Annotated in this window: 30 protein-coding genes; 19 read left to right on the forward strand and 11 right to left on the reverse strand. The window is 44.3% G+C overall.

Annotated elements, in window-relative coordinates; all coding sequences use genetic code 11:
* Window position 1: 1 nt before the first annotated feature.
* From R7E42_RS04950 to R7E42_RS04970, 5 genes are read right to left on the reverse strand one after another with little or no spacing between them, the layout of a single operon-like run.
* On the reverse strand, window positions 2–1,015 hold the full coding sequence (locus tag R7E42_RS04950) for a flagellar motor switch protein FliG (RefSeq protein ID WP_005375048.1): 1,014 nt from the start codon (window positions 1,013–1,015) through the stop codon (window positions 2–4).
* Window positions 984–2,735, reverse strand: coding sequence for a flagellar basal-body MS-ring/collar protein FliF (gene fliF / locus R7E42_RS04955; RefSeq protein WP_005384024.1), 1,752 nt, complete (start codon window positions 2,733–2,735; stop codon window positions 984–986). Before fliF ends, R7E42_RS04950 begins: the two co-directional genes overlap by 32 nt.
* Window positions 2,736–2,738: 3 nt before the next feature.
* Window positions 2,739–3,095, reverse strand: a complete 357-nt coding sequence (gene fliE / locus R7E42_RS04960; protein WP_005375045.1) for a flagellar hook-basal body complex protein FliE — start codon at window positions 3,093–3,095, stop codon at window positions 2,739–2,741.
* Between the two features lie 15 nt (window positions 3,096–3,110).
* Window positions 3,111–4,442, reverse strand: coding sequence for a sigma-54 interaction domain-containing protein (locus R7E42_RS04965; protein ID WP_031778880.1), 1,332 nt, complete (start codon window positions 4,440–4,442; stop codon window positions 3,111–3,113).
* Window positions 4,442–5,461, reverse strand: coding sequence for an OmpA family protein (locus R7E42_RS04970; RefSeq protein WP_213875861.1), 1,020 nt, complete (start codon window positions 5,459–5,461; stop codon window positions 4,442–4,444). Before R7E42_RS04970 ends, R7E42_RS04965 begins: the two co-directional genes overlap by 1 nt.
* A gap of 379 nt (window positions 5,462–5,840) precedes the next feature.
* On the opposite strand from R7E42_RS04970, the gene R7E42_RS04975 reads away from it, so the two are divergent.
* The 9 genes from R7E42_RS04975 (at window position 5,841) to lafA (ending at window position 14,051) form a co-directional block, all read left to right on the forward strand.
* The gene (locus R7E42_RS04975; RefSeq protein ID WP_005375039.1) at window positions 5,841–6,659 is read left to right on the forward strand and encodes a FliM/FliN family flagellar motor switch protein; all 819 of its coding nucleotides are present in this window, start codon (window positions 5,841–5,843) and stop codon (window positions 6,657–6,659) included.
* On the forward strand, window positions 6,656–7,027 hold the full coding sequence (fliN, locus tag R7E42_RS04980; RefSeq protein WP_005375038.1) for a flagellar motor switch protein FliN: 372 nt from the start codon (window positions 6,656–6,658) through the stop codon (window positions 7,025–7,027). The genes R7E42_RS04975 and fliN overlap by 4 nt, the downstream gene beginning before the upstream one ends.
* 18 nt (window positions 7,028–7,045) lie before the next feature.
* A complete protein-coding gene (gene fliP, locus R7E42_RS04985) occupies window positions 7,046–7,804 on the forward strand; it encodes a flagellar type III secretion system pore protein FliP (RefSeq protein WP_005375037.1) in 759 nt (252 codons plus the stop codon).
* A gap of 12 nt (window positions 7,805–7,816) precedes the next feature.
* Window positions 7,817–8,086: a flagellar biosynthesis protein FliQ gene (fliQ, locus tag R7E42_RS04990; protein ID WP_005375036.1), complete on the forward strand. Its 270-nt coding sequence runs from the start codon at window positions 7,817–7,819 to the stop codon at window positions 8,084–8,086.
* A complete protein-coding gene (gene fliR, locus R7E42_RS04995; protein WP_005375027.1) occupies window positions 8,086–8,862 on the forward strand; it encodes a flagellar biosynthetic protein FliR in 777 nt (258 codons plus the stop codon). The genes fliQ and fliR overlap by 1 nt, the downstream gene beginning before the upstream one ends.
* A complete protein-coding gene (gene flhB / locus R7E42_RS05000; RefSeq protein ID WP_005375025.1) occupies window positions 8,859–9,986 on the forward strand; it encodes a flagellar biosynthesis protein FlhB in 1,128 nt (375 codons plus the stop codon). The genes fliR and flhB overlap by 4 nt, the downstream gene beginning before the upstream one ends.
* 31 nt (window positions 9,987–10,017) lie before the next feature.
* Window positions 10,018–12,108, forward strand: a complete 2,091-nt coding sequence (flhA, locus tag R7E42_RS05005; RefSeq protein ID WP_005375024.1) for a flagellar biosynthesis protein FlhA — start codon at window positions 10,018–10,020, stop codon at window positions 12,106–12,108.
* A 19-nt stretch (window positions 12,109–12,127) separates the two neighbouring features.
* Window positions 12,128–12,898: an EAL domain-containing protein gene (locus R7E42_RS05010; protein ID WP_005375023.1), complete on the forward strand. Its 771-nt coding sequence runs from the start codon at window positions 12,128–12,130 to the stop codon at window positions 12,896–12,898.
* Between the two features lie 301 nt (window positions 12,899–13,199).
* Window positions 13,200–14,051 carry a lateral flagellin LafA gene (gene lafA / locus R7E42_RS05015; RefSeq protein WP_005375019.1) on the forward strand — a complete coding sequence of 284 codons (852 nt, stop codon included), beginning with the start codon at window positions 13,200–13,202 and terminating at the stop codon, window positions 14,049–14,051.
* Window positions 14,052–14,121: 70 nt separating this feature from the next.
* Here lafA and R7E42_RS05020 read toward each other — a convergent pair whose 3' ends face one another.
* A complete protein-coding gene (locus R7E42_RS05020) occupies window positions 14,122–14,409 on the reverse strand; it encodes a hypothetical protein (protein ID WP_005375016.1) in 288 nt (95 codons plus the stop codon).
* Window positions 14,410–14,825: 416 nt separating this feature from the next.
* On the opposite strand from R7E42_RS05020, the gene fliD reads away from it, so the two are divergent.
* From fliD to R7E42_RS05065, 9 genes are all read left to right on the forward strand, one after another.
* Window positions 14,826–16,172 (forward strand): flagellar filament capping protein FliD, encoded by a 1,347-nt coding sequence (fliD, locus tag R7E42_RS05025; protein ID WP_031781075.1) that lies wholly within the window; start codon window positions 14,826–14,828, stop codon window positions 16,170–16,172.
* A 32-nt stretch (window positions 16,173–16,204) separates the two neighbouring features.
* Complete coding sequence (gene fliS / locus R7E42_RS05030; protein ID WP_005375014.1) at window positions 16,205–16,591, forward strand: flagellar export chaperone FliS; 387 nt, start codon at window positions 16,205–16,207, stop codon at window positions 16,589–16,591.
* Window positions 16,575–16,895 carry a hypothetical protein gene (locus R7E42_RS05035; RefSeq protein ID WP_005375013.1) on the forward strand — a complete coding sequence of 107 codons (321 nt, stop codon included), beginning with the start codon at window positions 16,575–16,577 and terminating at the stop codon, window positions 16,893–16,895. The genes fliS and R7E42_RS05035 overlap by 17 nt, the downstream gene beginning before the upstream one ends.
* Window positions 16,892–17,965 carry a flagellar hook-length control protein FliK gene (locus R7E42_RS05040; RefSeq protein ID WP_262631739.1) on the forward strand — a complete coding sequence of 358 codons (1,074 nt, stop codon included), beginning with the start codon at window positions 16,892–16,894 and terminating at the stop codon, window positions 17,963–17,965. Before R7E42_RS05035 ends, R7E42_RS05040 begins: the two co-directional genes overlap by 4 nt.
* A 22-nt stretch (window positions 17,966–17,987) precedes the next feature.
* The gene (gene fliL, locus R7E42_RS05045; protein WP_005375011.1) at window positions 17,988–18,488 is read left to right on the forward strand and encodes a flagellar basal body-associated protein FliL; all 501 of its coding nucleotides are present in this window, start codon (window positions 17,988–17,990) and stop codon (window positions 18,486–18,488) included.
* 12 nt (window positions 18,489–18,500) lie between these two features.
* Window positions 18,501–19,229, forward strand: a complete 729-nt coding sequence (locus tag R7E42_RS05050; RefSeq protein ID WP_005375008.1) for a FliA/WhiG family RNA polymerase sigma factor — start codon at window positions 18,501–18,503, stop codon at window positions 19,227–19,229.
* 10 nt (window positions 19,230–19,239) lie between these two features.
* Entirely contained in the window at window positions 19,240–20,097 is an 858-nt protein-coding gene (gene motA, locus R7E42_RS05055) for a flagellar motor stator protein MotA (RefSeq protein WP_005375006.1), read from the forward strand.
* The gene (locus tag R7E42_RS05060) at window positions 20,097–21,092 is read left to right on the forward strand and encodes a flagellar motor protein MotB (RefSeq protein WP_005375003.1); all 996 of its coding nucleotides are present in this window, start codon (window positions 20,097–20,099) and stop codon (window positions 21,090–21,092) included. The genes motA and R7E42_RS05060 overlap by 1 nt, the downstream gene beginning before the upstream one ends.
* Window positions 21,093–21,169: 77 nt before the next feature.
* Window positions 21,170–21,457, forward strand: coding sequence for a hypothetical protein (locus tag R7E42_RS05065; RefSeq protein ID WP_005375002.1), 288 nt, complete (start codon window positions 21,170–21,172; stop codon window positions 21,455–21,457).
* On the opposite strand, the gene R7E42_RS05070 is transcribed toward R7E42_RS05065, so the two are convergent.
* The 4 genes from R7E42_RS05070 to R7E42_RS05085 all read right to left on the reverse strand — a co-directional run bounded on the left by R7E42_RS05070 (window position 21,454) and on the right by R7E42_RS05085 (window position 23,000).
* Complete coding sequence (locus R7E42_RS05070) at window positions 21,454–21,672, reverse strand: DUF6500 family protein (protein ID WP_017634431.1); 219 nt, start codon at window positions 21,670–21,672, stop codon at window positions 21,454–21,456. The genes R7E42_RS05065 and R7E42_RS05070 overlap by 4 nt on opposite strands.
* 10 nt (window positions 21,673–21,682) lie before the next feature.
* On the reverse strand, window positions 21,683–22,060 hold the full coding sequence (locus R7E42_RS05075; protein ID WP_005386881.1) for a PH domain-containing protein: 378 nt from the start codon (window positions 22,058–22,060) through the stop codon (window positions 21,683–21,685).
* A gap of 112 nt (window positions 22,061–22,172) precedes the next feature.
* Complete coding sequence (locus tag R7E42_RS05080; RefSeq protein WP_005374999.1) at window positions 22,173–22,388, reverse strand: TIGR02450 family Trp-rich protein; 216 nt, start codon at window positions 22,386–22,388, stop codon at window positions 22,173–22,175.
* 138 nt (window positions 22,389–22,526) lie between these two features.
* Entirely contained in the window at window positions 22,527–23,000 is a 474-nt protein-coding gene (locus R7E42_RS05085; protein ID WP_005374998.1) for an HPP family protein, read from the reverse strand.
* Between the two features lie 98 nt (window positions 23,001–23,098).
* Between R7E42_RS05085 and R7E42_RS05090 the strand changes: the two genes are divergently transcribed.
* Window positions 23,099–23,644, forward strand: coding sequence for a TetR/AcrR family transcriptional regulator (locus R7E42_RS05090; protein ID WP_054574902.1), 546 nt, complete (start codon window positions 23,099–23,101; stop codon window positions 23,642–23,644).
* Between the two features lie 84 nt (window positions 23,645–23,728).
* Here R7E42_RS05090 and R7E42_RS05095 read toward each other — a convergent pair whose 3' ends face one another.
* Window positions 23,729–26,152 (reverse strand): formate C-acetyltransferase/glycerol dehydratase family glycyl radical enzyme, encoded by a 2,424-nt coding sequence (locus tag R7E42_RS05095; RefSeq protein ID WP_213895266.1) that lies wholly within the window; start codon window positions 26,150–26,152, stop codon window positions 23,729–23,731.
* Between the last annotated feature and the right edge of the window lies 1 nt (window position 26,153).

Consider the following 26,153-nt stretch of genomic DNA (forward strand, 5'->3'; position numbering starts at 1 on the left):
CTTACTCCACCGTTGGCTCTTCATAGAGAAGCAGCTGAACTTCACCAGATTCATCCAGCTCACGTACCATTTGCATGATGTCTTGACGTGCTTTTTGAACTCGACTTAACGCAACAGCGCCGCGTGCGTCCATGTCATCTTCTAGCGCTTTCACCATACGTTGCGGCATTGAACGCTTAATAGCTTGTTGTAAGGTAATATCGGAACCTTTTAGCGCAACTGCCCACAACTCTAGCGGAATCTGCTGCACCAACATGTCCATAGTTTCTTCGCGTTGTCGGCCAAGAACCATAAAGTCGAACATGTTTTCTTCGATTGCATTAACAACATCTTCATCATGCAACTTCAGCATTTCCATCAATGAACCACGGTCACCTTCAAAGCGGTTAATGATATCTGCAGCTTGCTTAACACCTGATAACGGCGTGCTTTGACTTGCGGATACTTTTTCGATGCAACGCTCAACGAGTTCATGCAAATCAACAGCAACTTGATGATCGATATCTTGCAATTGAGCAATACGGAACAAGATTTCGTCATGGTAATCTTGTGGCAAGTGCTTCAATACCGCTGAAGAGCTGTCTGCTGGCAAATACGCTAGAAAAATTGCTTGCATTTGTGGGTGCTCGTTCACAATGAAACGAGCGAGAGTTTCTGCTTCCACCCACTGTAAGCGCTGCATATTGTTGCGAATTTCATCGCCATATAAGGTATTTAATAACCCTTTTGCCAAATCGTTACCCAACGCTTTGCGCAATGTATTAGATAGGTATTCCTTAGAGGCTCCTCGAATACCGCTGTGCTCACGGAAATCTTCAAAGAAAGTTTGAATAACACCACGAGCAGAATCGCTCTTAATGCCATTTAACTTCGCCATTGCACGAGTCACACGCTGGGTTTCATCACGGCTAAAGTGTTGCAAAACCTTCGCTGCGGCATCCTCGCCCATGCCTAATAGCACGAGCGCGGTTTGTTCAACATAACTAAGCGTCTGCTTTGATAGAACTGTGTTCATTGATGTTTACCCATTGTTTCAGTATTTCGGCTACGCGCTCTGGCTCTTCATTAGCAATAAGCTGTAGGTGTTTCAATTGAATTTCTAATGGCGAACCTGCTGGTGGTAGCATGTCGCTGTTTACATCTAAACCTGAAGAGGCTGAGATGCCTTTTTCAGATAGGCGGCGGTCAAGTACTTCTTCATGCTCGCGCTCTTCACGCGTTTGCAAGTTTTCGTAGTCAGGTTCTTCCTGAGGCTCAGCAAAATTTAGCTCAGGCACAGGTTTATCAACGCCAGTTAGGTGCATGATTAATGGACGCAGTACGAAGAAGATCATCGCCAAGCCCAACAAGCCACCAATAACGTAGCGTATTGGCTGCTGTACTGTAGGGTCTTGCCACCACGGCAGTGCAGGAGGAGCATCAATTTCAATTGGGGTGAAGTTGAAACTCATTAAACTTAAGCTGTCACCACGTGTGGCAGAGATACCAACAGCATCCATGATCATGTTTGAGATTTGCTCTTTATCGGCTTCACTCCACGCGACACCATCTGGCGAAGCTTTGGAGTTCAACAGAACCGAGACACTAAGCTTTTCTATTTGGCCTTGTTGGTATTGAGTACGACGAACACTACTACCTACAGCATATTGACGATTCACTTCAGATCGCGCATTCGTGTTTTGGCTGTCGTTCGTTTCCACTTCACCAGATCCTGTCACTGGCGGTTGGTTACTTAGAGAACCAGGAACACCCAACGCAATTTGATCAACCGAGTTGTTATGAATGGTGTGCTCATTACGCACAACCGGTGCGTTATCCAAAATTTCTTGTGTTTCTTCAACTTGGCTAAAGTCCAGATCGGCAGCGACTTGTACTCGGAAGTTACTCGGCCCCACAATCGGCGTAAGCATATCTGCTGCGCGTTGGATGATCTGTTTTTCAACACTCTTCTGGTATTCAAGATATTTCGCATTTACTTTACCAGCTTCCGCAGAAGCGACATCCGCACTAAGAAGACGGCCATACTGGTCAATGACAGAAACAAATTCTGGCTTCATTGCCGTGACACTGCCGACCACTAGGTTAATGATCGCTTCAACTTGTTCAGGCTTTAAGTCTTCACCAGGTTTGAGCTCAAGCATGACAGATGCTGAAGGATTCTCACTGTTTTGGCGGACGAATAGAGTTTGACGAGGTATTGCTAAATGAACACGCGCGTTCGCTACTGAGTTCAAAGACATGATAGTACGTACTAACTCACCTTCTAAACCATGACGATAACGCGCCGTTTCCATAAATTGGCTCGTACCAAGAGAGCTATCTTCCTTGAGCGAATCCAAACCTGTCGGCAGCTTAGCTTTAACACCTTTTGATGCAAGCAACATGCGTACCTTCGCAACCTCACCTTCTGGTACAAGAACTTGTCCATTTTGCTCTTGCATGCGGTAGCTTACGCCTTCGCTTTCTAATACCGACACAATTTCGCCGATATCAAAACGCTCTTGCTGGCTATATAGCGGACGAAAGCTCTGCGAGGAACTCCATAGTGCAACCACAATAATCGCTGCAACAATCGCAGCTAACACCGCAGATAGCACTAAGTTTCTCTGACTGCTAGACCAGATTTGCTTCAGCTTCGTTGTCACATCGTCCATGCCGTTGGCAGTAGAAAATGTCTGTGCTGTGCCGGTAGCCATAGCTGTGTTTCCGGCGACTTGGGGGGTTAGTTCTGACATGAATTACACCGGCATCTTCATAATATCTTCAAATGAGGTCACGACTTTGTTGCGCACTTGCATCAAAGCATTAAAGGACAAGCTGGCTTTTTGGCTCGCGACCATTGCACCAACTAGGTCATCACTTTTTCCTGTTTCTACGGCCGTCATTTTTTGACTAGCCACTGATTGATGTTGATTCACTGTATCCAACACATTTGTCATCGCTTGTGAGAACGATAAAGGTGCGTTTAGTGATTGTTGATCTAAAGGATTTGCACTCACGATAAACTCTGGCGGCTGCACTTGTGCCTGCATCGCCTGCATTTTTGACAACATAAGTTGCTCTGCCGAGACCGCATGAGTAGGTTGACTTGCCATCTATTTTTTCTCCTATTAGGCAGCCGAGCCTAGTGCCGACTGTAAATCAATACCATGTTCTCGCATTGCTGCGAGCTTGTAGCGTAGCGCTCGAGTAGAGACTCCAAGCGCGTTTGCGGTTTTCGTTCGGTTTCCACCAAACTGACGTAACTTTTCCAAAATAAACTGATATTCAGCTTGCTTCTTCGCTTCTACATGACCAAAACTTGAAGTTGGCTCTGCTGTAGGAACTGACGCGACAAGCTCAATAGGCAGCATCAGGTCATGGGCTGTAATGTAATCACCATGACGCATGACCAAAGCGCGTTGAATGACATTTTCCAACTCACGAATATTGCCCGGCCAGTGATACTGACTCAGCGCACTAATCGCATCTTGGGATAGGTGACAGCGGCTGCTATCTTGATACTTTTCAATAAAGAATTGGCTAATCGGTAGAATGTCCTCTTTTCTTTCACGCAAAGGCGGCCAGTGCAGAGGCAGCACATCTAATCGATAATAAAGATCTTCACGGAACGTGCCTTTTTGAACTTCCTCACGTAAGTCTTTGTTGGTTGCCGCAATAACACGAATATCGAGCTGAACGGCTTTATGGCTACCAACACGTTCTACTTCACGCTCTTGAAGGACGCGTAACAATTTAGCTTGAACCGCAGGTGACATTTCACCAATCTCGTCAAGCAGAATCGTCCCGCCATTTGCTTCTTCAAACTTACCGCTTTGAGAATTTGTCGCTCCGGTGAACGCGCCTTTTACATGACCGAATAGCACAGCCTCTAACATTGACTCTGGAATGGCGGCACAGTTAACCGCCACAAATGGACCATTGATACGCGGAGAGTGCTCATGCACATATCGCGCCAGCACTTCTTTACCCGTTCCCGATTCACCTGTAATAAGCACACTCGCGTTAGTACATGCTGCACGATGCGCCAATTGCAGAACTTGTTTGCTTCTCCAAGACTCCGCAACAATGTTGGCCATTGGCTTACCTAACGCTTCAACACGTTTAAGCAGATTAACCAACTGATTAGATTCAAATGGGCGTAATAGATAATCAGTAGCGCCCGCTTTCATCGTCTCAGCAGCCAAGATGCCTTGTTCTTGATCGACAATCGCAATAACAACACCCGAATTTCGCTGCTTTTGGTGACACGCGACAAACTCACGAACACACATATCCGGCAGCGTAGAGCTCACTAAAGTGATTTCTGCCCGCTCTTCAAGCAAAGCGCCTCGACCAGTACGAGTGTGTTTCGCGGTGTAACCTGCATTTTGCAACACATCCAATACTGGTTGAGCAAGAGCTTCATTTGGCTCAACCAACAAAATTTTCGTTTTCGTCATCATTGAACCTTAACTTTCGTTTGTTGATTTTGTGATTGTAGATCTGGGTGGTGTTTCGTAGCCGTATACTCGTTGTCCCTCACTAAACGCAGGGTGACACGTCGGTTTTTTGCTTGGCCATTAACCGAGTTATTGCTGGCAATTGGGTAACGTGAACCATGAGCTCGTGTTTCGATCATCGACTCGTCGACCCCAAGCTCAATCAAAGCATTGGTGACTTGCTCTGCTCGAGTACGTGACACAGAAAGGTTCGTTAAACTTGAACCAACGTTATCGGTGTGACCGTCGATGAGGATTTTGGTCACTCGATCATCCACAGATACATAGCTATACAGCGCTTCTAGTGTTGCTTTCTGTCCACGACTTAACGTCTTCTGACCCAACTCAAATGAGAGCGCCATATCCCTTGCCTCTGAAAAAGACAATTTAGGCAATCGCGCGCGACACGCATTAAATGATTTCAATGCGTTTTGAATTTGAAGAGTAGGAATCACAATCTCTGAAACAGAGGAAGCATTACTTCCTTTAAGTGACAGCGTCACCCAACTACCCGAAGCAATTGAATTCATGAATTCTTCAGCGCCTTTATTAAAGATGAAACGCTGAGACGGCTTAGTAAATTCAAGGGAACCAAATTCTTTTCTATAAAGCTCATCACCCCAAGGAGCATTTTGAGTTGTTAAAGCAATCGTTTTCCATTTATTGTTTTCATATTCTATATCGGAAATAAAATAGAACTTATTATTAGGTTCCGCTAGGAAATAAAACTTCCCATAGTCTTTATTTGATTGCAACAAGTTGCATTTGAATTTATTTCCCTCATATGTCCATTTAGAGAGGTCCATAGGGATTGTTAAGACTTCTTCTGAATATGACACTTTTGAAAAAATAAAACTGATAACAATAATTGTGTTACAAATTATCAAACGGACATGATTCATGTATATCTTACATTCCCATGACTTAAACCGTTTAATTAAATATGCCACCAAGCCGAGAGAACTGGCATAGCTAATCATTTTAATTACCTATTCTGAATATTAAAATTGGTTACAAAACGCTCAAGAGAGCACGCTTAGCCTCCAACGGAAGCTTTAAGCATAAAAAACAGTATCTTATAATTTATTTATTTGAAGTTGTTGTTACGCCATAAAGGCAATTTAAAAAATCTATAACAACTAAAACGCTCAACATTGTTATTTTATTTATTAAGCGATTTATAAAGAAAACTAACTCTTTTTAAATTTCATTAAAAGATTATGACTATATGAACAAAGCAACATGTGAACTAAAGTCACAATCTTAGAGTTTGGAGCTAAAAGATCATTAAAATTTCTGTGTAGACTACACGCCATTAAGTTAAAACACTTTCGATTGTTAACGCACGGTAAAATATAAATGGAAAATAGAGTTAGCGAGCCTATTTCTGATAGTCAACTACTTGATGTAGAATTATTAGGCAAACCTATTCATATCATTCGTGAGAAGCTCGATAATTTAATTTCAGAATCTTGCTCAAACCTTACGACTGAATTACAAAATTGGCTCAGCACAGGAAAAGTGGAAGCTAGCTTAACCTCAGTAGACTTGCACCGCTTTACATCGGTTGAGATGGACAAAGAGCAAACGTCGACCTATCAACATCAGGAAGGCGGCATGGTATTCATCCATGGTAACCCCCACACGCTAATAAAGTTGGCTGATAGATTTTATGGTGCAAGTGCAGAGCGTTCAGCCGCTACTCTGACGGCCAGTGACTTACGTTTACAAGAGCGCATCAGTCGAATCATCATCGGTTGGCTTGCTCCTGGTGAAATGTGGGACACGGGTGAGTATGAGACCCCTAGAGGTATTGGCATTAACGTTCAATTAAACATTGCGTTTGACGATCATCAAGGCTCAATTCATCTCAAGCTAGATGGTCATCTTATTCAAACGCTAATCGAGCAGCTTGAACTGCAGCCTGATACCGATTTGTTTCAACCTTTCTGTCGTTCTTTAGAGACGACCCCCGTTCGACTGAACGTTGTTCTAAGTAAAAAGAAGATGCCTTTAAGTGATGTGGTTGGCTTACAACCCAACGATATTTTACCTATTGAGCTTCTTAACACGGTTCCAGTAAGCATTGGCAACCAATCTCTATTTACAGGTCGTATTGCCGAGCAAGACGGCCAACTTGTTTTGATCTTTAACCCTGATAAGGAACCGCAGCGATGAGCGAAGCGCTAGAAACTAATGCATTCGACGCAGAAGAACTGAACTTTGATGATTTTCAATTAGAAGACTTTGAAGCCGAAGATACGCTCCAACAAGAACCAGCCACTGCGGAACGTGACCTTAGCTTTTTCAAAAGCATTCCTGTCACAGTCACGCTGGAAGTTGCGAGTAAGGAGATCCCACTTGGGGACTTAATGAAAGCGGGTGAAGGCACGGTTATCGAGTTGGAAAAGCTCAATGGCGAGCCTTTAGACGTGAAAGTAAACGGTTCTCTTATGGGCCACGCTGAAGTTGTCGTTGTCAATGATAAGTATGGACTTCGTCTGATCGATGTACATGACTCTGCATTGAGTGGCGTTGGTCAATAATCTTAGGTAGGCATCACAATGAAAAATCTGAGCGCTTGGCACCGTTGGTTACCTCTTTTGGTATTGGTGTCACTTTTGTTTGCTTTCCCAACAATGGCGGCTGACAACGGCTTAACTATCTTGTCCGTTTCTGATGGCGACACACAACAAGAATACAGCGTTAAACTGCAAATTCTGTTGTTGATGACGGCGCTCAGTTTTCTTCCAGCATTTATTTTGATGGCGACGAGCTTTACTCGAATTGTCGTTGTCCTTGCGATTTTGCGCCAAGCTCTTGGTCTTCAACAAAGCCCACCTAACAGAGTGTTGGTCGGGATCGCTCTCGCATTGACGTTACTGATTATGCGCCCTGTCTGGAGCGATATTTATGAAAATGCATTTCAGCCATACGACAACGGCGAAATCACGCTAATACAGGCTTTCTCTGTTGCAGAGAAACCAGTGAGAGAGTTCATGCTGGCACAGACGCACCAAAGCTCTCTTGAACAAATGTTACGTATTGCCAATGAGCCTCTCGACCAAAACGTTGAGGATATTTCATTTGCCGTTGTCTTGCCTGCATTTGTCATTAGTGAACTAAAAACCGCCTTCCAAATTGGTTTTATGCTTTTCATCCCGTTTTTGGTCATCGACTTGGTTGTCGCCAGTGTCCTGATGGCAATGGGTATGATGATGCTATCACCTTTAATTGTCTCACTTCCCTTTAAGTTGGTGGTATTTGTACTCGTGGATGGTTGGGCAATGACAGTTGGCACCTTATCTGCCAGCTTCGGTTAACTAGGAGCAGTTATGACCCCAGAACTAACCGTAACGTTATTTTCCGATGCAGTATGGCTGATCATTTTGATGGTTGCCGTATTGGTTGTTCCAGGCTTAATTGTCGGTTTGTGTATCGCCGTATTTCAGGCTGCCACACAAATCAACGAGCAAACACTCAGCTTTTTGCCACGTTTGCTCGTTACCTTATTAATGGTGATTTTTGCAGGTCACTGGATGCTCCGTAAGATCATGGAACTGTTTGATTTCTTGTTCCACAACATACCAGGGATGATTGGCTAATGGCCATCACATTTGCAGAGCTCTCGGCGATACTCGGTCAACTCTGGTGGCCGTTTTTTCGTGTGGGAGCCGTATTTATTTCAATGCCTTTCTTTGGTGATGCAATTATTCCTGTTTGGGTTCGTACTTTACTGGCCCTCTCGATCGTTGTCATTACTGGACCGTTAATGCCACCCATGCCACAAGTCGAATTATTCTCTATGACTTCCCTGTTCCTTGCTTTTGAGCAAGCTATTTGGGGGGTAATGTTTGGGTTAATTTTGCACATGCTCTTTAACGTTTTCACCATGCTTGGTCAGGTGATTTCTCTGCAAATGGGCTTAGGTATGGCGATGATGAATGATCCTATTAACGGGCTTTCTGTCGCCATTTTGGGACGCATATTTCTGATTTTCTCAACCTTGTTGTTTCTTGCGCTAGAAGGACACTTACTCGTCATAGATATCGTGATTCAAAGCTTTGTTGTTTGGCCAGTCGGATCTGGTATCACATCGCTTTCTCTGCAAGGTGTTGTCAATATTTTCGGTTGGATGTTTGCCTCTTCACTAGCTTTGGCTTTACCCGCTATTGTTTCCATGCTTCTAGCCAACATCAGTTTTGGTGTAATGAACCGAGCCGCACCATCACTTAATGTCTATGCGTTAGGTTTTCCTATGACGATGCTGCTGGGTCTATTCAGCGTATTAATCTCAGTTTCTGGTGTTCCTGGTCGCTACACGGCGCTCGTTCACGACACCATTAGACACTTGAGTAACTTTATGTTGGGGGGAGCATGAGCGATCAATCTTCTCAAGACAAAACTGAAAAAGCCTCACCGCAGAAGGTAAAGAAAGCCCGCCAGGAAGGACAAATTCCTCGCGCGAAAGAGTTTACTACTGCGGTTATATTTCTAGCGGTGGCGCTCTACTTTTACTCTCAGCTTAATAGTATTTGGGAAAGCATGTCGGGGATCTTTCGCTACAACATGATGCTGACGCGAGCCGACCTAGAAAATCCTAAACAACTTGTCGAGCAATTGGGACAAAGTTTAGCAGTCATCATCGACATGCTATTACCATTGTTTACCGTCATTATTATCGTGACCTGTGGTAGTAGCCTTGTGCTAGGCGGCTGGATGTTCCGTCCCGCGAACGTGATGCCAAAGCTCAGCAAAATTAATCCTTTGAGCGGGATAAAGCGCATTTTTTCGACCCGCTCAGTGGTTGAGCTCTTAAAGTCGACGTTCAAAGTAGCCGTGATCTTCGGCATCTTATATGGCTATTTAGACAACCACTTACAGCCATTACTTGGCATGCAAAACCTCCCACTCAGCCAAGGTTTTTCTCTAGTAATGTCAATTCTGTTTGAAGGCTTACTCTTAATGGGCTTCGCCTTGTTGTTATTTGGGGTTATCGACATTCCTTATCAGCGTTGGGAACACCTAAAAGAACTCCGCATGACGAAACAAGAATTGAAAGAGGAATTTAAAAATAATGAAGGTCGTCCGGAAGTAAAACAACGTATTCGTCAAATACAGCAACAGTTTGCGCGCCGTAAGATCGATAAAATGGTGCCGACGGCTGACGTGATCATCACAAACCCAACGCACTACGCAGTCGCACTGAAATACGAGCCTTCGCTTTCTGACGCGCCCTTTGTCGTCGCAAAAGGCGTAGACGAAACTGCTATGCACATTCAACGTATCGCCCGAGAAAACAAAGTGGAAATCATTAACTCCCCGCCACTTACCCGTTCGATTTATCACACGACGGCGATTGAACAAGCAATCCCAAGCCAACTGTACATCGCAGTGGCACATATTCTTACTTACGTTTTGCAATTGAAAGCCTTTCGTAAAGGTGAGGGAAAAGAGCCAATTCCTTTACCTCATTTTTCGATTCCAAAACATTTGCAGCACTGATTAACCCGCGTTTATCCAAGGACACGAAAGTATGCTTAACCGGTTAAAACAACTTCAAACATCAACCAAAGGCTACGTTGGCATTCCAATCGTCTTGCTAATGATATTAGCAATGGTGATTCTTCCTTTGCCTCCTCTGCTACTGGATGCGCTGTTTACCTTTAATATCGTCTTAGCAATCCTAGTATTGCTGGTCAGCACAACCGCAAAGCGACCATTAGATTTCTCTGTTTTTCCAACTATTTTGCTGGTCGCAACATTATTACGTCTCACATTGAACGTGGCTTCTACGCGAATTGTACTCCTAGAAGGACATAATGGTGGTGACGCAGCGGGTAAGGTCATTCAAGCATTCGGTGAAGTCGTCATTGGCGGTAACTACGTCGTTGGTATGGTGGTGTTCGTCATCTTGATGATCATCAACTTCGTCGTAATCACCAAAGGTGGTGAACGTATTTCTGAGGTTTCAGCCCGCTTTACGTTGGATGCTTTACCAGGCAAACAAATGGCAATTGATGCCGACTTAAACGCTGGCCTTATCGATCAGGAAACGGCTCGCTTACGCCGTAAAGAAGTCGCCAACGAAGCCGATTTTCATGGTTCGATGGATGGTGCATCAAAGTTTGTGCGTGGCGATGCCATCGCAGGTTTGTTGATTCTGTTTATCAATATCATTGGTGGTATCAGTATTGGTGTCTTCGAGCATGGACTCGCTGCGTCTGACGCCTTTAAAACTTATGCCCTACTCACAATCGGTGATGGTCTAGTTGCTCAAATTCCTTCACTACTGTTGGCAACGGCTGCCGCGATTATCGTTACGCGAATTAATGATAGCGATAATGGCATGTCGGAAACCATGCAAAAGCAATTACTGGCAACTCCTGCAACGCTATTTACTGTCGCAGGTATTATGGCGGTAATCGGTATGGTACCGGGTATGCCACACCTAGCCTTTTTTGCGTTTGCTGGCGCATTAGCGTTCGCAGGGTGGCGTCAAACCAAGAAGCCAGTGCAAGACTCCCAGATTGAAGAGGTCGAAGCACTTTCACAAGCAATGCAAGACGATGATACACCGCTGACATGGGATGATATTCCTCACGTCCAAACATTATCACTTGCGCTTGGTTACCGGCTCGTCCATCTAGTCAACAAAGAACAAGGGGCACCTTTATCACAACGAATTCGCGGTGTGCGTCGAAACCTTTCTGAACAAGTTGGCTTTTTATTACCTGAAGTTCGTATTCGTGACAACCTGAGCCTCAAGCCAAACCAATACACAATTTCTCTAAATGGCGAAGTCATTGAGCAAGGCTTTATTGAACCAGAGCGTTTAATGGCGATAGCGGTTGGCGAAACTTACGGTGAGGTAGATGGCATTTTGGGTAGCGATCCTGCTTATCAGTTGCCAGCTGTATGGATTGAGCATCAAGATAAAGCAAAAGCACTTAATATGGGTTACCAAGTTGTCGATGATGGCACTGTTATTGCCACTCATATTAGTAAAATCATGAAGACAAACCTTGCAGAATTGTTTACGCACGACGATGTGGAAGCAATAACCCAGCGTTTGACACAACAAGCCCCGAAACTAGCAGAAGCATTAGCAGCAGCACTTAATCCAGCGCAGCAGCTGAAAGTATATCGTCAGCTTTTATTGGACCAAGTGCCACTAAAAGATATTCGCACGATTGCCAACACAATGTTGGAATCCGCGGAAAATACAAAGGACCCGATCCTACTTGCATCTGATGTGCGCTGTGCACTAAAGCGTACGCTTGTTAACTTAATTGCAGGACAAAAGAACGAGTTAAATGTCTACGCACTGTCTGATGAGCTAGAACAAATGCTACTAACTTCACTGCAACAAGCACAATCTTCTGGTACGGTAACACTAGATAGCTTCCCAATTGAGCCAAACATTCTTGGTCAGTTCCAACAAAACTTGCCATTAATCAGACAACAGCTTAAGCAACAGGGGCTACCTCCGATCCTTCTCGTTATGCCACAGCTGCGCCCTCTTCTAGCGCGTTACGCTCGTACATTTACACAAGGGCTGGCAGTATTGTCTTACAACGAAATCCCAGAAAACAAACAAATCAATGTGGTAGGAAACCTTGGTTAATCTTATTTCAACACATGCGATGTACGAACATTTGGTTGGTCTCGCAGTACAACACATCGTCACGGATGACGATCAATTAGTCTTTGATGCTTTAAAACACAATGATGTCCAACACGCATGCCAAGCAATTAGGGAAGCTCAATCAGGGGAAGTAGAATTCCAACACCTGACGTTGAGATTTGGTATGCGTGGAGAACAAAGTGTCTATCAATTCAAACTCTCTGAACAAATGCAGTACTGCCTGGATTTGTTCAGTCTTTACCTTGCACTAAGACAAACACAATTTCAGTTAGAAGCCTTTCATCACGACTTGATTAGTAATGTTGTCGTGCCGATTCGCGTGGATGCATTACTTTGGGAGCCTGGGGTTTATTTTCTCGAACAGACGATTCAATTCCACTCTTCTGCTTTTCAACATGTGATTCCTTCTCTTCAAGCTGATGAAACGTTATGTGATCGTGATAAAGTCGCCACACTCACCAAAAAGTTAAAAGAGAATGCATATTCACTTTGGTTTGAAGTCGCGACATCGCAAGTGAACTTCGAACGCGTCGCAGACTTTAGTCCCGATATGATCAAATTGTCAGTCACACTAGAGGATAAAGAAGAAAGACACGCTTTCCTACCTATTGCTAAGTTCTTAAGAAAGCATAAATATACTTGGGTTGCCGGACGTGTAGCGAGTCAAACGGAACTTAACCGCTATCGTTTATTGGGTGCCAGTTATTATTTTGGTTATTTCAGCGATATCCCAACCTCTCTCTCCTTTCAGTCTTTTGATGAGGAATAGTTGAAACTCAACCATTTATATTTAAAACAGCACGATTTATTCGTGCTGTTTTTTTATTTATAACGGATAACCACAAGATCATTGGGCAATAGTTTCTTTAACTTAACTAAAAAATTTAGGCTTATATGATGACTTTCCCGGTTTTCATGGAATACAAATCACTAAAAATCATCAATTTTTATCTTTTTTAGAAATTTTTTAATTTTCAAATTAATCATTAAAGCCGACCGACCGCCTCTAGTTAGTGACAAGGGAATATCCCGAGGCCTGAAAGATATAGTGACTAACTAAGGAGACTAAGATGGCTTTATCAATGCACACTAACTACGCTTCGCTTGTAACTCAAAACACAATGAACACAACAAGCGGACTTCTAAACACAGCAATGGAACGTCTAAGCACAGGCTACCGTGTGAACTCAGCTGCTGATGACGCTGCTGGTCTTCAAATTGCTAACCGTCTAGAAGCGCAAACACGCGGCATGTCAGTAGCAATGCGTAACGCACAAGACGGCATCTCTATGATGCAAACTGCTGAAGGTGCGATGGATGAAATGACAAACATCGTTTACCGTATGAACGACCTTGCTACACAATCGTTGAACGGTTCAAACAGTGCAACAGACCGTGCGTCTCTTAACAAAGAGTTCACACAGCTTACTGCAGAACTAAACAACATCGTAGACAACACTAAGTTCGGTGGTCAAAACCTTCTTAAAGGCGGCGGCTTCGGTGCAGGTGACGTAACATTCCAAATCGGTGCATCTTCTGCTGAAACATTGACTGTAAGCGCAAGCGCAGGTATCGGTGAAATCACTACTATCCTTGCTGATGCAGCAATTACAGATGGTATCGATGACGCGACTAAAGCAAAAGCAGCACTAGACAAAATCAGCGGCGCTGACGGTCTAGTAGAAAAAATTGGTAGCTCTCGTGCAGACTTCGGTGCGAACATCAACCGTCTTGAGCACACTATGGCTAACCTTGGTAACATGGTAGAAAACGTTACAGCATCTAAAGGTCGTATCATGGATACAGACTTTGCAGTAGAGTCTTCAAACATGACTAAGAACCAAATGTTGATGCAAGCAGGTACAACTGTTCTGTCTCAAACTAACCAGCTTCCAAGCATGGCAATGTCACTACTACGCTAATTACTTAGTTAATAGTGCGCTTAATTTAAATCGTCTTAATTATAAAGCCTTCCTATGGAAGGCTTTATTTTTATCTACGAATATAAATAGAGCTCGTATTATCTTTGTGAGATTCAGGCACTCTGAATCCGAATTTCAACATAATATTAAATAAAACCTTATTAAACAGTTCTAATTCTATCGTCTCTAATTTGCTTCCTATTTTACTATCTCTAAGTTCAGGAAAATTGAACTTAGCTTCCTTTAAGATACTAGCTATCTCATCAGAATTGATGCTCTGTTTACTTAATAGTTTTTTGTTAATGAACTCTTCATATGCACGAGCACATTTCATCAATCGCAACGCAAATTCATTCATAACTGACATTCTTTGAAACGTAAAAAATTTAATTTTTAGTGAGAACACTTGCACTTCGCACTATCAAAAATAATATCAGAACGCAATTAATGCACTCTGTAAGAATTATCTGAATCAAGCTGAAGTAAAGGCTGAATATAACGTCTAATTAAAACATCTCTCCTAATTAGAACCGTCAATACAATTAAATATTTTCTTTGTTTAGGTCGCCTTTTCTTATAAGGAAATTACTTTTTCCATGGAGGAAGGCGGAACAAACAAGGTGGAAACACCACTTCCTCCCAAGAAAACAAAATAGCTTTAAACCTTTGTTTTAATTGAATTTAATATACGGCACGTATCTTGCCACTGATAATTAAACTAAGGCGTAGCATTCAAAGTATTCAAGCCAATAAGAGATGAGAGGAGCACACCTCATGAGTTCTTTAGACCCAGTAAAAATGGCAACCCAATTCGCACAATTGGACACAAACCCATTCAAAAACCGTTACCAAGCGCAAGCTAATGTGTACCAGTCACAACTGTCAGCTTTTAATAAAGTTGAAAGCGCACTACGTGATTTTCGTACTGCAATGAAAGAGATGAATAACAGCACAAACAGCATCATCAAAAACAGTGCGACACTCTCTCAAGAAGGTAACTTTACTGCAAACGCGGATGCTAAAGCGCTAACGGGTAACTATCAGATTTTTGTAGAAAAAGTGGCAACGGCGCATCAAGTATCTACAGGTATGCCTGCAGACCTTGAGGCAACGACAGAAGTACCAACAACTGGATCTTTAGAATTCACCATCAACGGTGAAACAATGACTCTAGACTTGTCCTCCGTTGATGTTAATGGTGACGGCACTGCAACGATCAGTGATTTAGCAAGCGCGATTAACAATCACACGGATAACCCTGGCGTTAACGCCACTCTAGTTCGCTCGAATGGTCAAACACACTTTATGCTATCGAGCACTGAGACTGGTGTCGAAAATAAGATCAACGTATCTGCAACGGGTACTGGCCAAGCGTGGTTTGAAGACGCCTTCACCAACCTCAAGCAAATCAATGCTCCGCAAGATGCGGTTATGTGGCTAGGTGCAAAAGACTCAGGCCTGAAACTAACCAACGCAAGTAATACTTTTGAAGGTGTCATCGACGGTGTTGACATTACCGTATCTAAACCGCAAGCCGCGGGAGATTCGCCAATCGGTTTAAAAATTGGAGCTGATAGCGAAGGCACTAAAGAACAACTAGATAAGTTTGTGGAAACCTACAATGCCCTTGTTTCGACTATCGATCAGTACACCCAAATTGGCGGTGAAGATCAGAAACGCGGCGTGCTCGCTAGCGACTCGACATTGCGTTCTATTGAGAGTCAGTTAACGGGGTTAATCCGAGGTGAACACAATGGTATGCGCCTAAGCGAGATCGGCGTGAGCCTAGACCGCAACGGTAAAATGAAAGTTGATCAAGAAAAGTTCAAAGAAGCTCAACAAACAAATAGCGCAGGCTTAGAGGCGTTGTTTAATGGGGATGACGCTTTGCTAGATTCTCTTGACGCGATGGTAGAGCCTTTCTTGAAGTTCTCATCAGGTACCTTCAGCACGCGTAAAGACGCAATACAGTCAAGCTTAGACCGAATCAAAGATAAACAAACCAATTTAGAGCGTAAGTACGAAATGTCGTACAACCGCTATCTCAAACAATTCACTCAAATGAATTCAATTATGACCCAAATGAACCAAACCATGTCCATGTTTAATGCTCAAAAATAAGACATTTGGTTCCAAATTTAGGAGAAATATTCATGCTTATGGATTCTGGTTACGATTCGTACCAACAAGTCGATCTCGACGCTCAAGCGGCAGCAGCAAATCCACACCAATTGGTCATCATGTTAATCGATGGCCTACTCGATGAAGTTGAACGTATTCGCGGCCACCTAGCCGCAAATCGTTTGGCCGAGAAAGGGAATGGAATCAACAAATGCATGAACATCTTGATTGGACTAACAAGTGCTTTAGATGATGAAAACGGCGGTGAAATTGCGGAAAACCTACGCCAGCTGTATGACTTCTGCCAAGTCGAACTTTATTACGCTAGCGTGCAAAACGATGCAAATCGCTTGGTTAACGTTGAGCGTGTAATGGGTAACATTCGTGAAGGTTGGATGAATTTTGGACAACAAGCATAAAGTATCGCCAGAGCGATTCCGTCATTTATCTCAGCTCATCCAGTTCGCCGCAAAAACGGCCGATTGGCATGCGCTCAAGCGGTACGACTTGCAGTTGCGAGAGCTTTTGATCAGTCACAAGCCTTTTTTGAAAGATCCTAAGCTTGCACCTGAAATCCAGCGAGCGAAAACAGTGCACGCTAATGCCTTCGCAGTATTAGAGAAGTCGACCAACGAGTTAAAAAAAGAGATGAACATGGTCAATGACCATCAAGAACGCGCTATGGCCTATCAATTAGCAATGACCATGGAGCTAACTCAATGATCATACCTTCTTCAACTCAGCACTCGGGTAATTCGCCAGCTAACAATGAGGGTCACATCAAGCAAGCGAACTCGGTACACGGCTTTTCTCATGGTTTTAAATCAGGGAACAAGCAGAATGGTGAGCAAGACTTTAACTCTGCGTCAGCGGTACCGAGTTTTCACCTTACGGCCTCTACTTTGAACAGCGCAAACAAAGTACAAAGTCATGGTTTTGATACTGATGACCGCTCAGCTTCAGATCCGGATGCCAACTTGACCAGTACACCAGGGTTAACAGAATCGACTGATCTTGCAGCGCAAGCTCAAGCTTTAACCCAGGGTATGATTACCATGGCAGAGAAGCAGGCTGAGAAACTAGGAAAAGCGTCATCTTTAATGGCTGCGAGCGAAGTTAAGTCTGTTGCTCAAGATTCGTCTAACGCTATGTTAAACACATCATCAAAACAAGATGTGAAGCAAAGTCTGCCGACTTCATCGAGTTCGCGTTTGCCTATCTCCGGTGCTGAGTTTCAAACTCTTTTGAATCAACCTGTTCAAGGGCAACCAACCGCCTCTCTACTTCAAGTACAAGCTCCTACAACACAACCTGCACATTCACCGGTTGCGACGAGTCATGTTCAAGCTCAAGGCTCTGAGTGGGCAGCAGTGCGTGTTGATACCACTGCCGGAAAGTGGGGCGAGCAAATGATGCAAGTTTTACATGATCGCGTGACGCTCCAAGCTCAACAAAATGTACAAGAAGCAAAAATCCGCCTAGACCCACCAGACTTAGGGAAATTGGATTTACTTGTACGTGTTGAAGGTGACCGATTGAGTGTCCACATCAACGCCAATGCCGCAGCAACACGAGAAGCTTTAATGCAAGTTTCGGAACGATTGCGTACTGAGTTACAAGAGCAAAACTTCGTTCATGTCGATGTCAATGTTGGCTCTGATCAAAACCAAGGTCGAAATGACCCACATGCAAACGAAGAAGACGCCAATATTTTCGCCGCACGAGAATCTGGTGCATTCCAAACCACGACAACAACTAACTATTCAGAACACTGGCTAAGCACTCAAGCTTAGTGAATCTTCGAGGAAAAAGGTTATGACCAAACAACAAATGATCGCCCTGTTTATCGCCATGATCATCACCAGTGCCCTCGTTTCGGCCGTCACAATTATGGGCGGAATCTGGTACTTAAACAAACACGCTCAAGAGTCACCTGACTCTGGTTCACTGATCGAAGACTCTCCACTGTCTTTTTTGGTCACAGAACAACCGACAAGTAAAGGTCCTAGCTTCCATCCTTTGGACAAAGTCGTTTTGACCGTTAAAGGCAAGAAACAGACTCACTTTGTGATGCTAGAACTGGCAATTGAGACACGCCGTCCAGAGCGTATCAAAGAGATCGATGAATACATGCCTATGGTACAAAACTCTCTATTAAAACTGTTTAGCGACAAAACGTTTGATCAGTTACAGCAAGCGGGTGCCATCGATATTCTGCAAGACGAAGTGAAGCAAACGCTTCTACTCGCTTTTGCTAAAACAGACATCGTCCGAGAAATCGACGATGTTTTGTTGACTAAATATGTTGTGCAATAACGGAGCACAACCATGTTAGACATGAATGTACAAGACACTTACACCACAGAAGAGGAAGTGACAACACCGTCACGACCAATTGATGAAAACGCATTGCTACAACGTCATCAGGTCATGGTAAAACGCGTAGTTAACCAGCTGCGCGTTCATGCCACTTCTCACTGTAGTATTGAAGATATGCAGCAGATAGGCCTTATCGCTCTAGTCGAGGCTGGACGCCGATATGGCGATGTTGACGATCCTCACTTTCCTGCTTTCGCCGTTTGTCGAGTTCGGGGAGCTATTTTAGACGAATTACGCCGACTAGATTGGCGTTCACGTAAGACTCGTCAACAAGCCCACGAGCTCAACGACGTGACTCGAGATCTCACTCGAACGTTAGGTCGAATGCCAACGGATGCCGAAATCATCCAGGCTTTAGGGACGAATGAGCAAGATTATTACAACCGCCAAAATGCCGCTCTCGCAGGCGAGATGCAAAGCCTTGACCAACTGATGGAGAGCAGCGGTGATAGCTACATTGGCGGGCAATACGATGGCATGGAACATGAACATATTCGTCGTAGTTTAGACAGTGCTTTGGGTAAATTACCTAAGCGCGATCAACTGCTCCTGACTCTGTTCTATCAACATGAACTCAACTTACACGAAATAGCTCTGGTATTGGATCTGACACCACCTCGTATATGTCAGCTTCACAAACAAGCGCTGAAACAACTCAACCAATTAATGTCCTCTTAGGAGTCACAAGATGCAAAAGTTTTTTGGAGTGCTCACTATCCTGGTGTGCGTCTTCGGTGGATATATGTGGGCCGGTGGTAGCTTAGGTGCTATCTGGCAGCCAGCCGAATTCCTTATCATTATTGGCGCCGCTGCTGGTTCTTTGATCATCGGTAATCCGCCTCATGTACTGAAAGAAATGCGTCGCCAAGTGCCAGCGACCATTAAAGGTCCAACAGAAGAGCATGAGTACTACATGGAATTAATGGCACTACTCAACAACTTGCTAGAGACAGCGAGAAATCGCGGATACAAGTTTCTGGATTCTCATATTGAGGCTCCGGAGCAAAGCTCTATGTTCCTCGCTTACCCGACGATCGCAGAAGATCATCGCCTAATTTCTTTCATTACTGACAATTTACGTTTAATGGCAATGGGACAGATGTCGCCTCATGAATTAGAGGGACTGCTAGAGCAAGAAATCGAAGCAATACAGAACGAAATGCTTTTACCTTCACGCTCACTACAGCGTACAGCAGAAGCACTACCTGGCTTCGGTATTCTTGCAGCAGTTGGTGGCATCATTATCACCATGCAAGCTATTGATGGCTCAATCGCTATGATTGGTTATCACGTTGCGGCAGCTCTCGTTGGTACATTCATTGGTATTTTCGGTTGTTACTGTGGCTTAGATCCACTAAGTAACGCCATGGCTCAGCGAGTAAAACGTAATATGACTGCTTTTGAGTGCGTTCGTGCAACCTTGGTTGCCTACGTAGCGAAAAAGCCGACATTGCTCGCCATTGACGCTGGTCGTAAACATATTCAGCTAGACATCAAACCAACATTCAACCAAATGGAGAAGTGGTTAGCTGAACAGGAGGGATAATGCAAAAACAAGAGCATGTAGTGTTCAAACGTGCCAAAGTATACAGCCATGATGAGTCGTCTCATGGCGGCGCGTGGAAAGTCGCGTTTGCTGACTTCATGATCGCCCTAATGGCGCTGTTTCTTGTACTTTGGGTTATGCAGGTGGTAGACAAAGAAGAGCGTAAAGCGATTGTTGCCCACTTGCATAGTTCAAGCGTATTCGACAAGAGTTACGGCAACCCATTTGATACGTCACAAAGTATTTCTCCTATCGACTTGGCACAGGACTCTTCTGTGCCAAGTAAACACAACTCCAACCATGTAGTAAGCTCTTACTTTAAAGGTGATGGGGATGGACCAGAAATTGATTCTTTGATTCCTGGTAACTTCGATACTCAAGAGCAACTTGCCGCACTAGCGAAAGTAATTGAGCAAATGACTGCCCAAATTAATGCGCAGGGAAATGTAAACGTCACGGTGACACCACAAGGTTTGCGTATCGTCCTTCAAGATGATTACAAACAGCATATGTTCAGCCGTGGTGGTGCAGAACTTACTCCTTTTTTTGAAGATTTACTGCTCGCACTAGCACCTGTATTTCATCGTGTTAACAACCCTCTGATCATCAGCGGACACACAGATGCAATTCCATTTAAAAAGCGTTTTGGTCGTCAATCTAACTGGGCGTTATCAGCCTCTCGAGCAGACGTAGCAAGAAATACGTTAGTTGAAGGCGGTATGCCGGATGATAGAGTAATGCAGGTAACGGGTATGTCAGATAGAGCGCTGCTTAATCCTGATGAGCCAGATTCTAGCGAAAACCGTCGTATTGAGCTGTTTGTTTTAACGACTCCTGCCGCTAAAGTGCTTGAGACCCTTTTTGGCAACCACCAAGAAAGTGAACTGCAAAAAGCGAAAGATAAGGCTGAATTCAACCAACCAGTCATTCGTCAAGAAGTCATCAATTACTCCGGCGATACCGCCACCAGCGAAGTAAAAATTCAAGAATTATAATCTTAAAAGGTCACCACTCTGATGGTGACCTCTCTAACCAAAGCCTCTGTTACTGTGACTTTTTAGTTGAGTTCTATATGCACATAACATCATCCGAAAAAAGAAAAAGCGACTTACTGAAGAAAGCCTTTTTATGGCTCATTGTCTTCGATTACCTTTTATTGGCGTTTTTCTTAACTCAGCTATCAAGTATGACACTAAACAGCGGAACCATGATCAGCTTGTTACTTGTTGTTTATAACGTCTTACTTGTTTCGCTATGTTTTCAACGAACCAACAAGCAGGACTCTTACATTATCTACCCTGTTTTGTCCGCAACGTTATTAGCATTTGTCTGCTTTCTTTACTTCTTTTTTTTAATTTAGCTCCCCGACTCGACCATTGATTTTATTTTTACTGCTTTTTCGAAGTGGTCGAGCTGATGAGTCTGAATCCACCACGTAGCCGCTTCCATCAACAGCTCTGGGTCGTCATTTTTATTAGCGAAAAACGCATAAAATGAGAGACCAACCAATTCACCTTTACTCGCGATCTTTTTGTCACAGACCTCTATAATTTTGTCTCTCAGCGAAGCTCTCATTTCTAATCCCTTAACCTAGTACATACTCACTAACCATACGGTTGAAAGAAATCAAATCAAACGAGCCTTTAATTTCAAAACGCACTCTTCCCACCTCACTCATGAAGAACTCGATTTCACAATCCAAATCAAAAGTACCAGAGGTCTCGATAGAAAATGCATTGATCTTACTGTAAGGCAAAGAAGTGTAATCCACTTTTGAGCCGGTAATCCCTTGCACATTTGCCGCTATCACTCGCTTGTTCGTAAACACCACTTGGTCACGAACTGTTTTAAAAGCAGCGAAAATAGTCTCACCATCAATCAAGAACTTAAGGAAGTCTTCTCTGGCATTAGAAACGTCAATCGGCTTAAGCTTAAATACAGAGGAATTGTCGAAATCAATCATAATTAATCCTTTGAGTGGGCGTTAGAACGAATTATCAACGTATCAGATAGCACCACTTTTGCCTACTCGCAACGCACGTTTCTGCTTGATTCGCCCAACAACGAAGCGTCACTCACTTCCACCCTTGCATCCATTGCTCAGAGTCTTTTAGGTCTTGCCAGTTCATCTCTCGGTCGCGTTTACTCATGACTGCCTCGATGACACATCTCACAACGTTACCATCTTCATCTAGTTCCATTTCTGTCACGACAAAATGCTTCTCTTTGTTTTTAGGTGAAATTGCCGTCCATTTACTGTGCAATAGTTTCTTAGGGTGGATTCTGTTCATCGCATTGTACCAATTTAACTACCATGTTGATGTATACGACTGAATACCAAGAGAGAATCAGATTTTGTTTTTGCAAACCGACAAAAGATAAAACCGCAAAAGAGATCACTCCCTTTCGCGGCTCTAACTACAATCCGACTAGGTCTTCTGACCATTCAGTCGAGGGTTTAAGTACTGACTTTGGAGCAACTGTAGCCCTTTACCGACCAGAACAATCACTACCGCGCCAATCAGGACAGGCGTGAAGAGAAAACTCCATCCCTGCCCAGACGCCATGATCAAAATTGGATTTGCCCCCGCAGGTGGATGAGTGGTCTTCGTAATCAGCATCGCAGACACACCTAGCCCCGTCGCAATCGCGAGCGTGACCGGCGTGACGTCAACATACTGGCTAAACGCAATACCGATAGATGCCGTGATGAAGTGACCAATGATCACGTTTTTTGGTTGAGCGAGAGGGCTGCTAGGCACCCCAAACACCAGTACTGCGGTAGCACCAAATGGTGCCATCAGGAGTACAACCTCCGTCAGTGATACCTCAGCGTAGGACAATACGCCAATAGCCAACGTAGCGCCAAGCCCGGCAACCAACGATAAAATTAAATTATTCATAAACACCTCAAAGTAGACCGAATTGTCTACAAAATAAAATAGACAAATCTGTCTACCTTTGTCAATATGTGTTTATGGAACTTTTTGAGGACATAGTTATGAACAAAAAGAAACAGTTATTGATCGACACAGCTTTGTCACTGTTTTACAAACAAGGCATCAACTCTATTGGCATCAATGAAGTCCTCAATGTTTCCGGCGTGGCTAAACGCACGCTATATAACCATTTTGAGAGCAAAGAAGCGCTTATCATCGCCGCATTAGAACAACGCCACCAAGTATTTATGGAATGGTTGGAGGAAAAGCTTTCTTCAGCACAAACGTGCGCGGAGGTGATCGATCAGTTATTTACAGCACTCAACGGCTGGTTTCATGGCTCTGAAGAAAAGCTGGGTGAGTTTCGCGGTTGCTTTTTCATCAATACGTCCGCGGAATTCAGTGACGACAGTGGCGAGATCGCAACGTATTGCCGCTACCATAAGCAGCAAGTCAGAGAGCTAATTCAACGCTATCTCAAATCAGACAACGCTTCATTACTCGATGCCATTTGCATCATGAAAGAGGGCGCGATCACTACCGCTTACATGACGAAAGAATACGACAACGTCACGAAGAAATGCGTGACCATTTTGCACAAGCTGTAATGCGGTCAGGTATAGTCATTCGCGAATTAAGTATTCAAACCAAAGGCACCTATCGGTGCCTTTTGTTTTACTTAGTGAGTGTACTTACAGCTCGTGCTCGGTACGTGCGATGATGTCGTCTTGCGCGTCTGGTGATAGCGCGGTGAAGAAGGCCGAGTAGCCTGCAACTCGCACGACAAGATCACGATATTGTTCAGGGTTCTTCTTCGCAGCTAGCAAGGTCTCACGAGAGACGATATTGTACTGAACATGCCAGCCTTTGTGGTGGTTGAAGAAGGTACGAATCAACATAGAAAGCTTGAGCTTATCCCCTTCAGACTCAACCGCTGCCGGACTTAATTTCTGGTTAAGCAGCACGCCACCCAAGATCTTATTCGCTTGGATCTTACCCACTGAGTTATACACTGCGGTTGGACCTAAACGGTCTGAGCCAGACGACGGGCTTGCACCTTCTGCTAATGGCGTTTTCGCTTTACGACCGTCTGGCGTTGCCATAGTTGAAGCGCCAAATGGGACGTTTGCCGAGATACTTGATGTACCTGCGTAATAACCACCGCCAATTGGACCGCGCCCATGACGCGTATTTACAAACTGTTCTAGCTCATCAATGTACACTTGGTACGCGTCTGCCAGTAGTTGGTCTACCGCGTCATCATCGTTACCGTATTTTGGTGCAAAGTTGATAAGACGTTGGCGAAGCTGTTCGTTCTCCATGCCATCGAAATCTTCTGCCAATGCTTTTGCCAGCTCTGGCTGAGTAATCTGCGCGTCATCGAAAACAAGGTGTTTGATTGCTGCTAGGCTGTTACCCAAGTTGGCGATACCGACTTGCAAACCAGATACCCAATCGTATTTCGCACCACCTTCTTTCACGGTTTTACCGCGAGCTAAACAATCATCCACCAGCGTTGAACAGAAAATGTCTTGTGCCTGCTGTTCAAGCACGCTGTCGACGACTGTATCAATCTCAATCGATTTGCGGGTGTAGTAGCGGATTTGCTCTGCCCAAGAAGCCGTTACTTGCTCAAAGTTCTCAAAGTTGCCTTTTGCTAATGACTTATCGTGCGACAAGAAAGCTTTACCCGTTGTTGCATCCACACCTTCGTTCAATGAAGCGAGCAGGATACGAGCGAAGTTAATGAAGCTCATGCCCGTACAACGGTAACCCCATTTGCCGGGAACCGCCGTCTCGATACACCCGATAGATGCGTAGTTGTAAGCGTCTTCTTTCTCTACACCAAGCTTGATGAATTCAGGAATAACAATCTCATCGTTGTTGAACGCTGGCATACCGAAGCCGCATTTAATCACTTCGATACAGCCCATTAAGAACTCTTGGTTCAAACCTTCGTGGTAACGCACACTCAGGTTAGGTTGCGTCGAACGCAACTGACCACAAGATTCCAGAATCGCCCAAGAAAGGGGATTTACTGCGTCTTCAGGCTCACCCTTTTCATTCAACTTCTGACCGCCGATACACACGTTTTGATACAGCGGAGAACCTGCGGAGGCTTTTGAGTGCGCGCCAGAGCGAATCTTGTTTACTTCAAGCAGCTTCAACCAGCAGCTTTGCAGCAACTCTAATGCGAAGTCTTTTTCAATCGCGCCGTTTTCGATATCGCGAACATAAAATTCGTTTAGGAATTGGTCCATACGACCGAAAGAAACCGAGTGACCGTTCGATTCAATTTGTAGCATCAACTGAACAAAGTAGCTCAATTGCAGTGCTTGCCAGAAGTTTTCTGGCGCGTGGCTCGCGACATGACGACAGTTTGCCGCAATGCTTTCTAACTCAGCTTTGCGCAGCGGGCGTGTCTCTTCTAACGCCATTTTTGCCGCCAATTCAGCGTAGCTCACCATGTGCTCTTGAATCGCAAGCAGTACGATTTCGACCGACTTGTAGAACTGCTCTTTCTTCAAGCCTTCAAAGGTCGAAACATCATTGTTAGCACGGTGCTGACGAACATCCTCTAACAAGCCGTTCATGCCTAGCTTCAAGATTTTCTCGTTATCCACCGCAAGGTGCGCGTCACCCGAAGTCATGTTGCCTTCGGCTTTAATGATGGTGCTGGCTAAGATTTCTTGCTGCTCATCAGTAAACAAGCCATAACAACGGTCTTGAACGGTTTTGCCACGCCAGTACGGTGTGATGCTGTGGATGCTTTGTTTATCTTCTTCAGTGACCGCAAAGCCTGCACCAGGACGGTCGGCTAGCTCATCAATTTCCGCTTCAATCCAACGTACAGTGTATTCCGGGAAAATAGGCGCAGCGCGTACTTTGCTCGCTTGGTTACCGACGATTAACTCATCATGCTTAATCCAAATCGTACGAGTGCGTAAGTGCTCTTGCAGTGCTAGCGCACGTTGGACAATTACAGGTTTGTCTTCGTTCGCTTGATAAGCACGAGTGTATGCCTCTGCACGCTCGGTACAGACAGGTGGCGTTACGATATTTACCAGTGCCGATTTGTGCGCTTTGATACGCTCAGGAAGGTAATTCAGGTCCATA

It is taken from the genome of Vibrio sp. Vb1337, from assembly GCF_033338715.1.
Lineage (GTDB): Bacteria > Pseudomonadota > Gammaproteobacteria > Enterobacterales > Vibrionaceae > Vibrio > Vibrio alginolyticus.

Bases quoted from the DNA above. Each gene is read 5' to 3' on its own strand.
- R7E42_RS04950 (WP_005375048.1), bottom strand. From the start codon at position 1,015: ATGAACACAGTTCTATCAAAGCAGACGCTTAGTTATGTTGAACAAACC.
- fliF (WP_005384024.1), bottom strand. From the start codon at position 2,735: ATGTCAGAACTAACCCCCCAAGTCGCCGGAAACACAGCTATGGCTACC.
- fliE (WP_005375045.1), bottom strand. From the start codon at position 3,095: ATGGCAAGTCAACCTACTCATGCGGTCTCGGCAGAGCAACTTATGTTG.
- R7E42_RS04965 (WP_031778880.1), bottom strand. From the start codon at position 4,442: ATGACGAAAACGAAAATTTTGTTGGTTGAGCCAAATGAAGCTCTTGCT.
- R7E42_RS04970 (WP_213875861.1), bottom strand. From the start codon at position 5,461: ATGATTAGCTATGCCAGTTCTCTCGGCTTGGTGGCATATTTAATTAAA.
- R7E42_RS04975 (WP_005375039.1), top strand. From the start codon at position 5,841: ATGGAAAATAGAGTTAGCGAGCCTATTTCTGATAGTCAACTACTTGAT.
- fliN (WP_005375038.1), top strand. From the start codon at position 6,656: ATGAGCGAAGCGCTAGAAACTAATGCATTCGACGCAGAAGAACTGAAC.
- fliP (WP_005375037.1), top strand. From the start codon at position 7,046: ATGAAAAATCTGAGCGCTTGGCACCGTTGGTTACCTCTTTTGGTATTG.
- fliQ (WP_005375036.1), top strand. From the start codon at position 7,817: ATGACCCCAGAACTAACCGTAACGTTATTTTCCGATGCAGTATGGCTG.
- fliR (WP_005375027.1), top strand. From the start codon at position 8,086: ATGGCCATCACATTTGCAGAGCTCTCGGCGATACTCGGTCAACTCTGG.
- flhB (WP_005375025.1), top strand. From the start codon at position 8,859: ATGAGCGATCAATCTTCTCAAGACAAAACTGAAAAAGCCTCACCGCAG.
- flhA (WP_005375024.1), top strand. From the start codon at position 10,018: ATGCTTAACCGGTTAAAACAACTTCAAACATCAACCAAAGGCTACGTT.
- R7E42_RS05010 (WP_005375023.1), top strand. From the start codon at position 12,128: ATGTACGAACATTTGGTTGGTCTCGCAGTACAACACATCGTCACGGAT.
- lafA (WP_005375019.1), top strand. From the start codon at position 13,200: ATGGCTTTATCAATGCACACTAACTACGCTTCGCTTGTAACTCAAAAC.
- R7E42_RS05020 (WP_005375016.1), bottom strand. From the start codon at position 14,409: ATGAATGAATTTGCGTTGCGATTGATGAAATGTGCTCGTGCATATGAA.
- fliD (WP_031781075.1), top strand. From the start codon at position 14,826: ATGAGTTCTTTAGACCCAGTAAAAATGGCAACCCAATTCGCACAATTG.
- fliS (WP_005375014.1), top strand. From the start codon at position 16,205: ATGCTTATGGATTCTGGTTACGATTCGTACCAACAAGTCGATCTCGAC.
- R7E42_RS05040 (WP_262631739.1), top strand. From the start codon at position 16,892: ATGATCATACCTTCTTCAACTCAGCACTCGGGTAATTCGCCAGCTAAC.
- fliL (WP_005375011.1), top strand. From the start codon at position 17,988: ATGACCAAACAACAAATGATCGCCCTGTTTATCGCCATGATCATCACC.
- R7E42_RS05050 (WP_005375008.1), top strand. From the start codon at position 18,501: ATGTTAGACATGAATGTACAAGACACTTACACCACAGAAGAGGAAGTG.
- motA (WP_005375006.1), top strand. From the start codon at position 19,240: ATGCAAAAGTTTTTTGGAGTGCTCACTATCCTGGTGTGCGTCTTCGGT.
- R7E42_RS05060 (WP_005375003.1), top strand. From the start codon at position 20,097: ATGCAAAAACAAGAGCATGTAGTGTTCAAACGTGCCAAAGTATACAGC.
- R7E42_RS05065 (WP_005375002.1), top strand. From the start codon at position 21,170: ATGCACATAACATCATCCGAAAAAAGAAAAAGCGACTTACTGAAGAAA.
- R7E42_RS05070 (WP_017634431.1), bottom strand. From the start codon at position 21,672: ATGAGAGCTTCGCTGAGAGACAAAATTATAGAGGTCTGTGACAAAAAG.
- R7E42_RS05075 (WP_005386881.1), bottom strand. From the start codon at position 22,060: ATGATTGATTTCGACAATTCCTCTGTATTTAAGCTTAAGCCGATTGAC.
- R7E42_RS05080 (WP_005374999.1), bottom strand. From the start codon at position 22,388: ATGAACAGAATCCACCCTAAGAAACTATTGCACAGTAAATGGACGGCA.
- R7E42_RS05085 (WP_005374998.1), bottom strand. From the start codon at position 23,000: ATGAATAATTTAATTTTATCGTTGGTTGCCGGGCTTGGCGCTACGTTG.
- R7E42_RS05090 (WP_054574902.1), top strand. From the start codon at position 23,099: ATGAACAAAAAGAAACAGTTATTGATCGACACAGCTTTGTCACTGTTT.
- R7E42_RS05095 (WP_213895266.1), bottom strand. From the start codon at position 26,152: ATGGACCTGAATTACCTTCCTGAGCGTATCAAAGCGCACAAATCGGCA.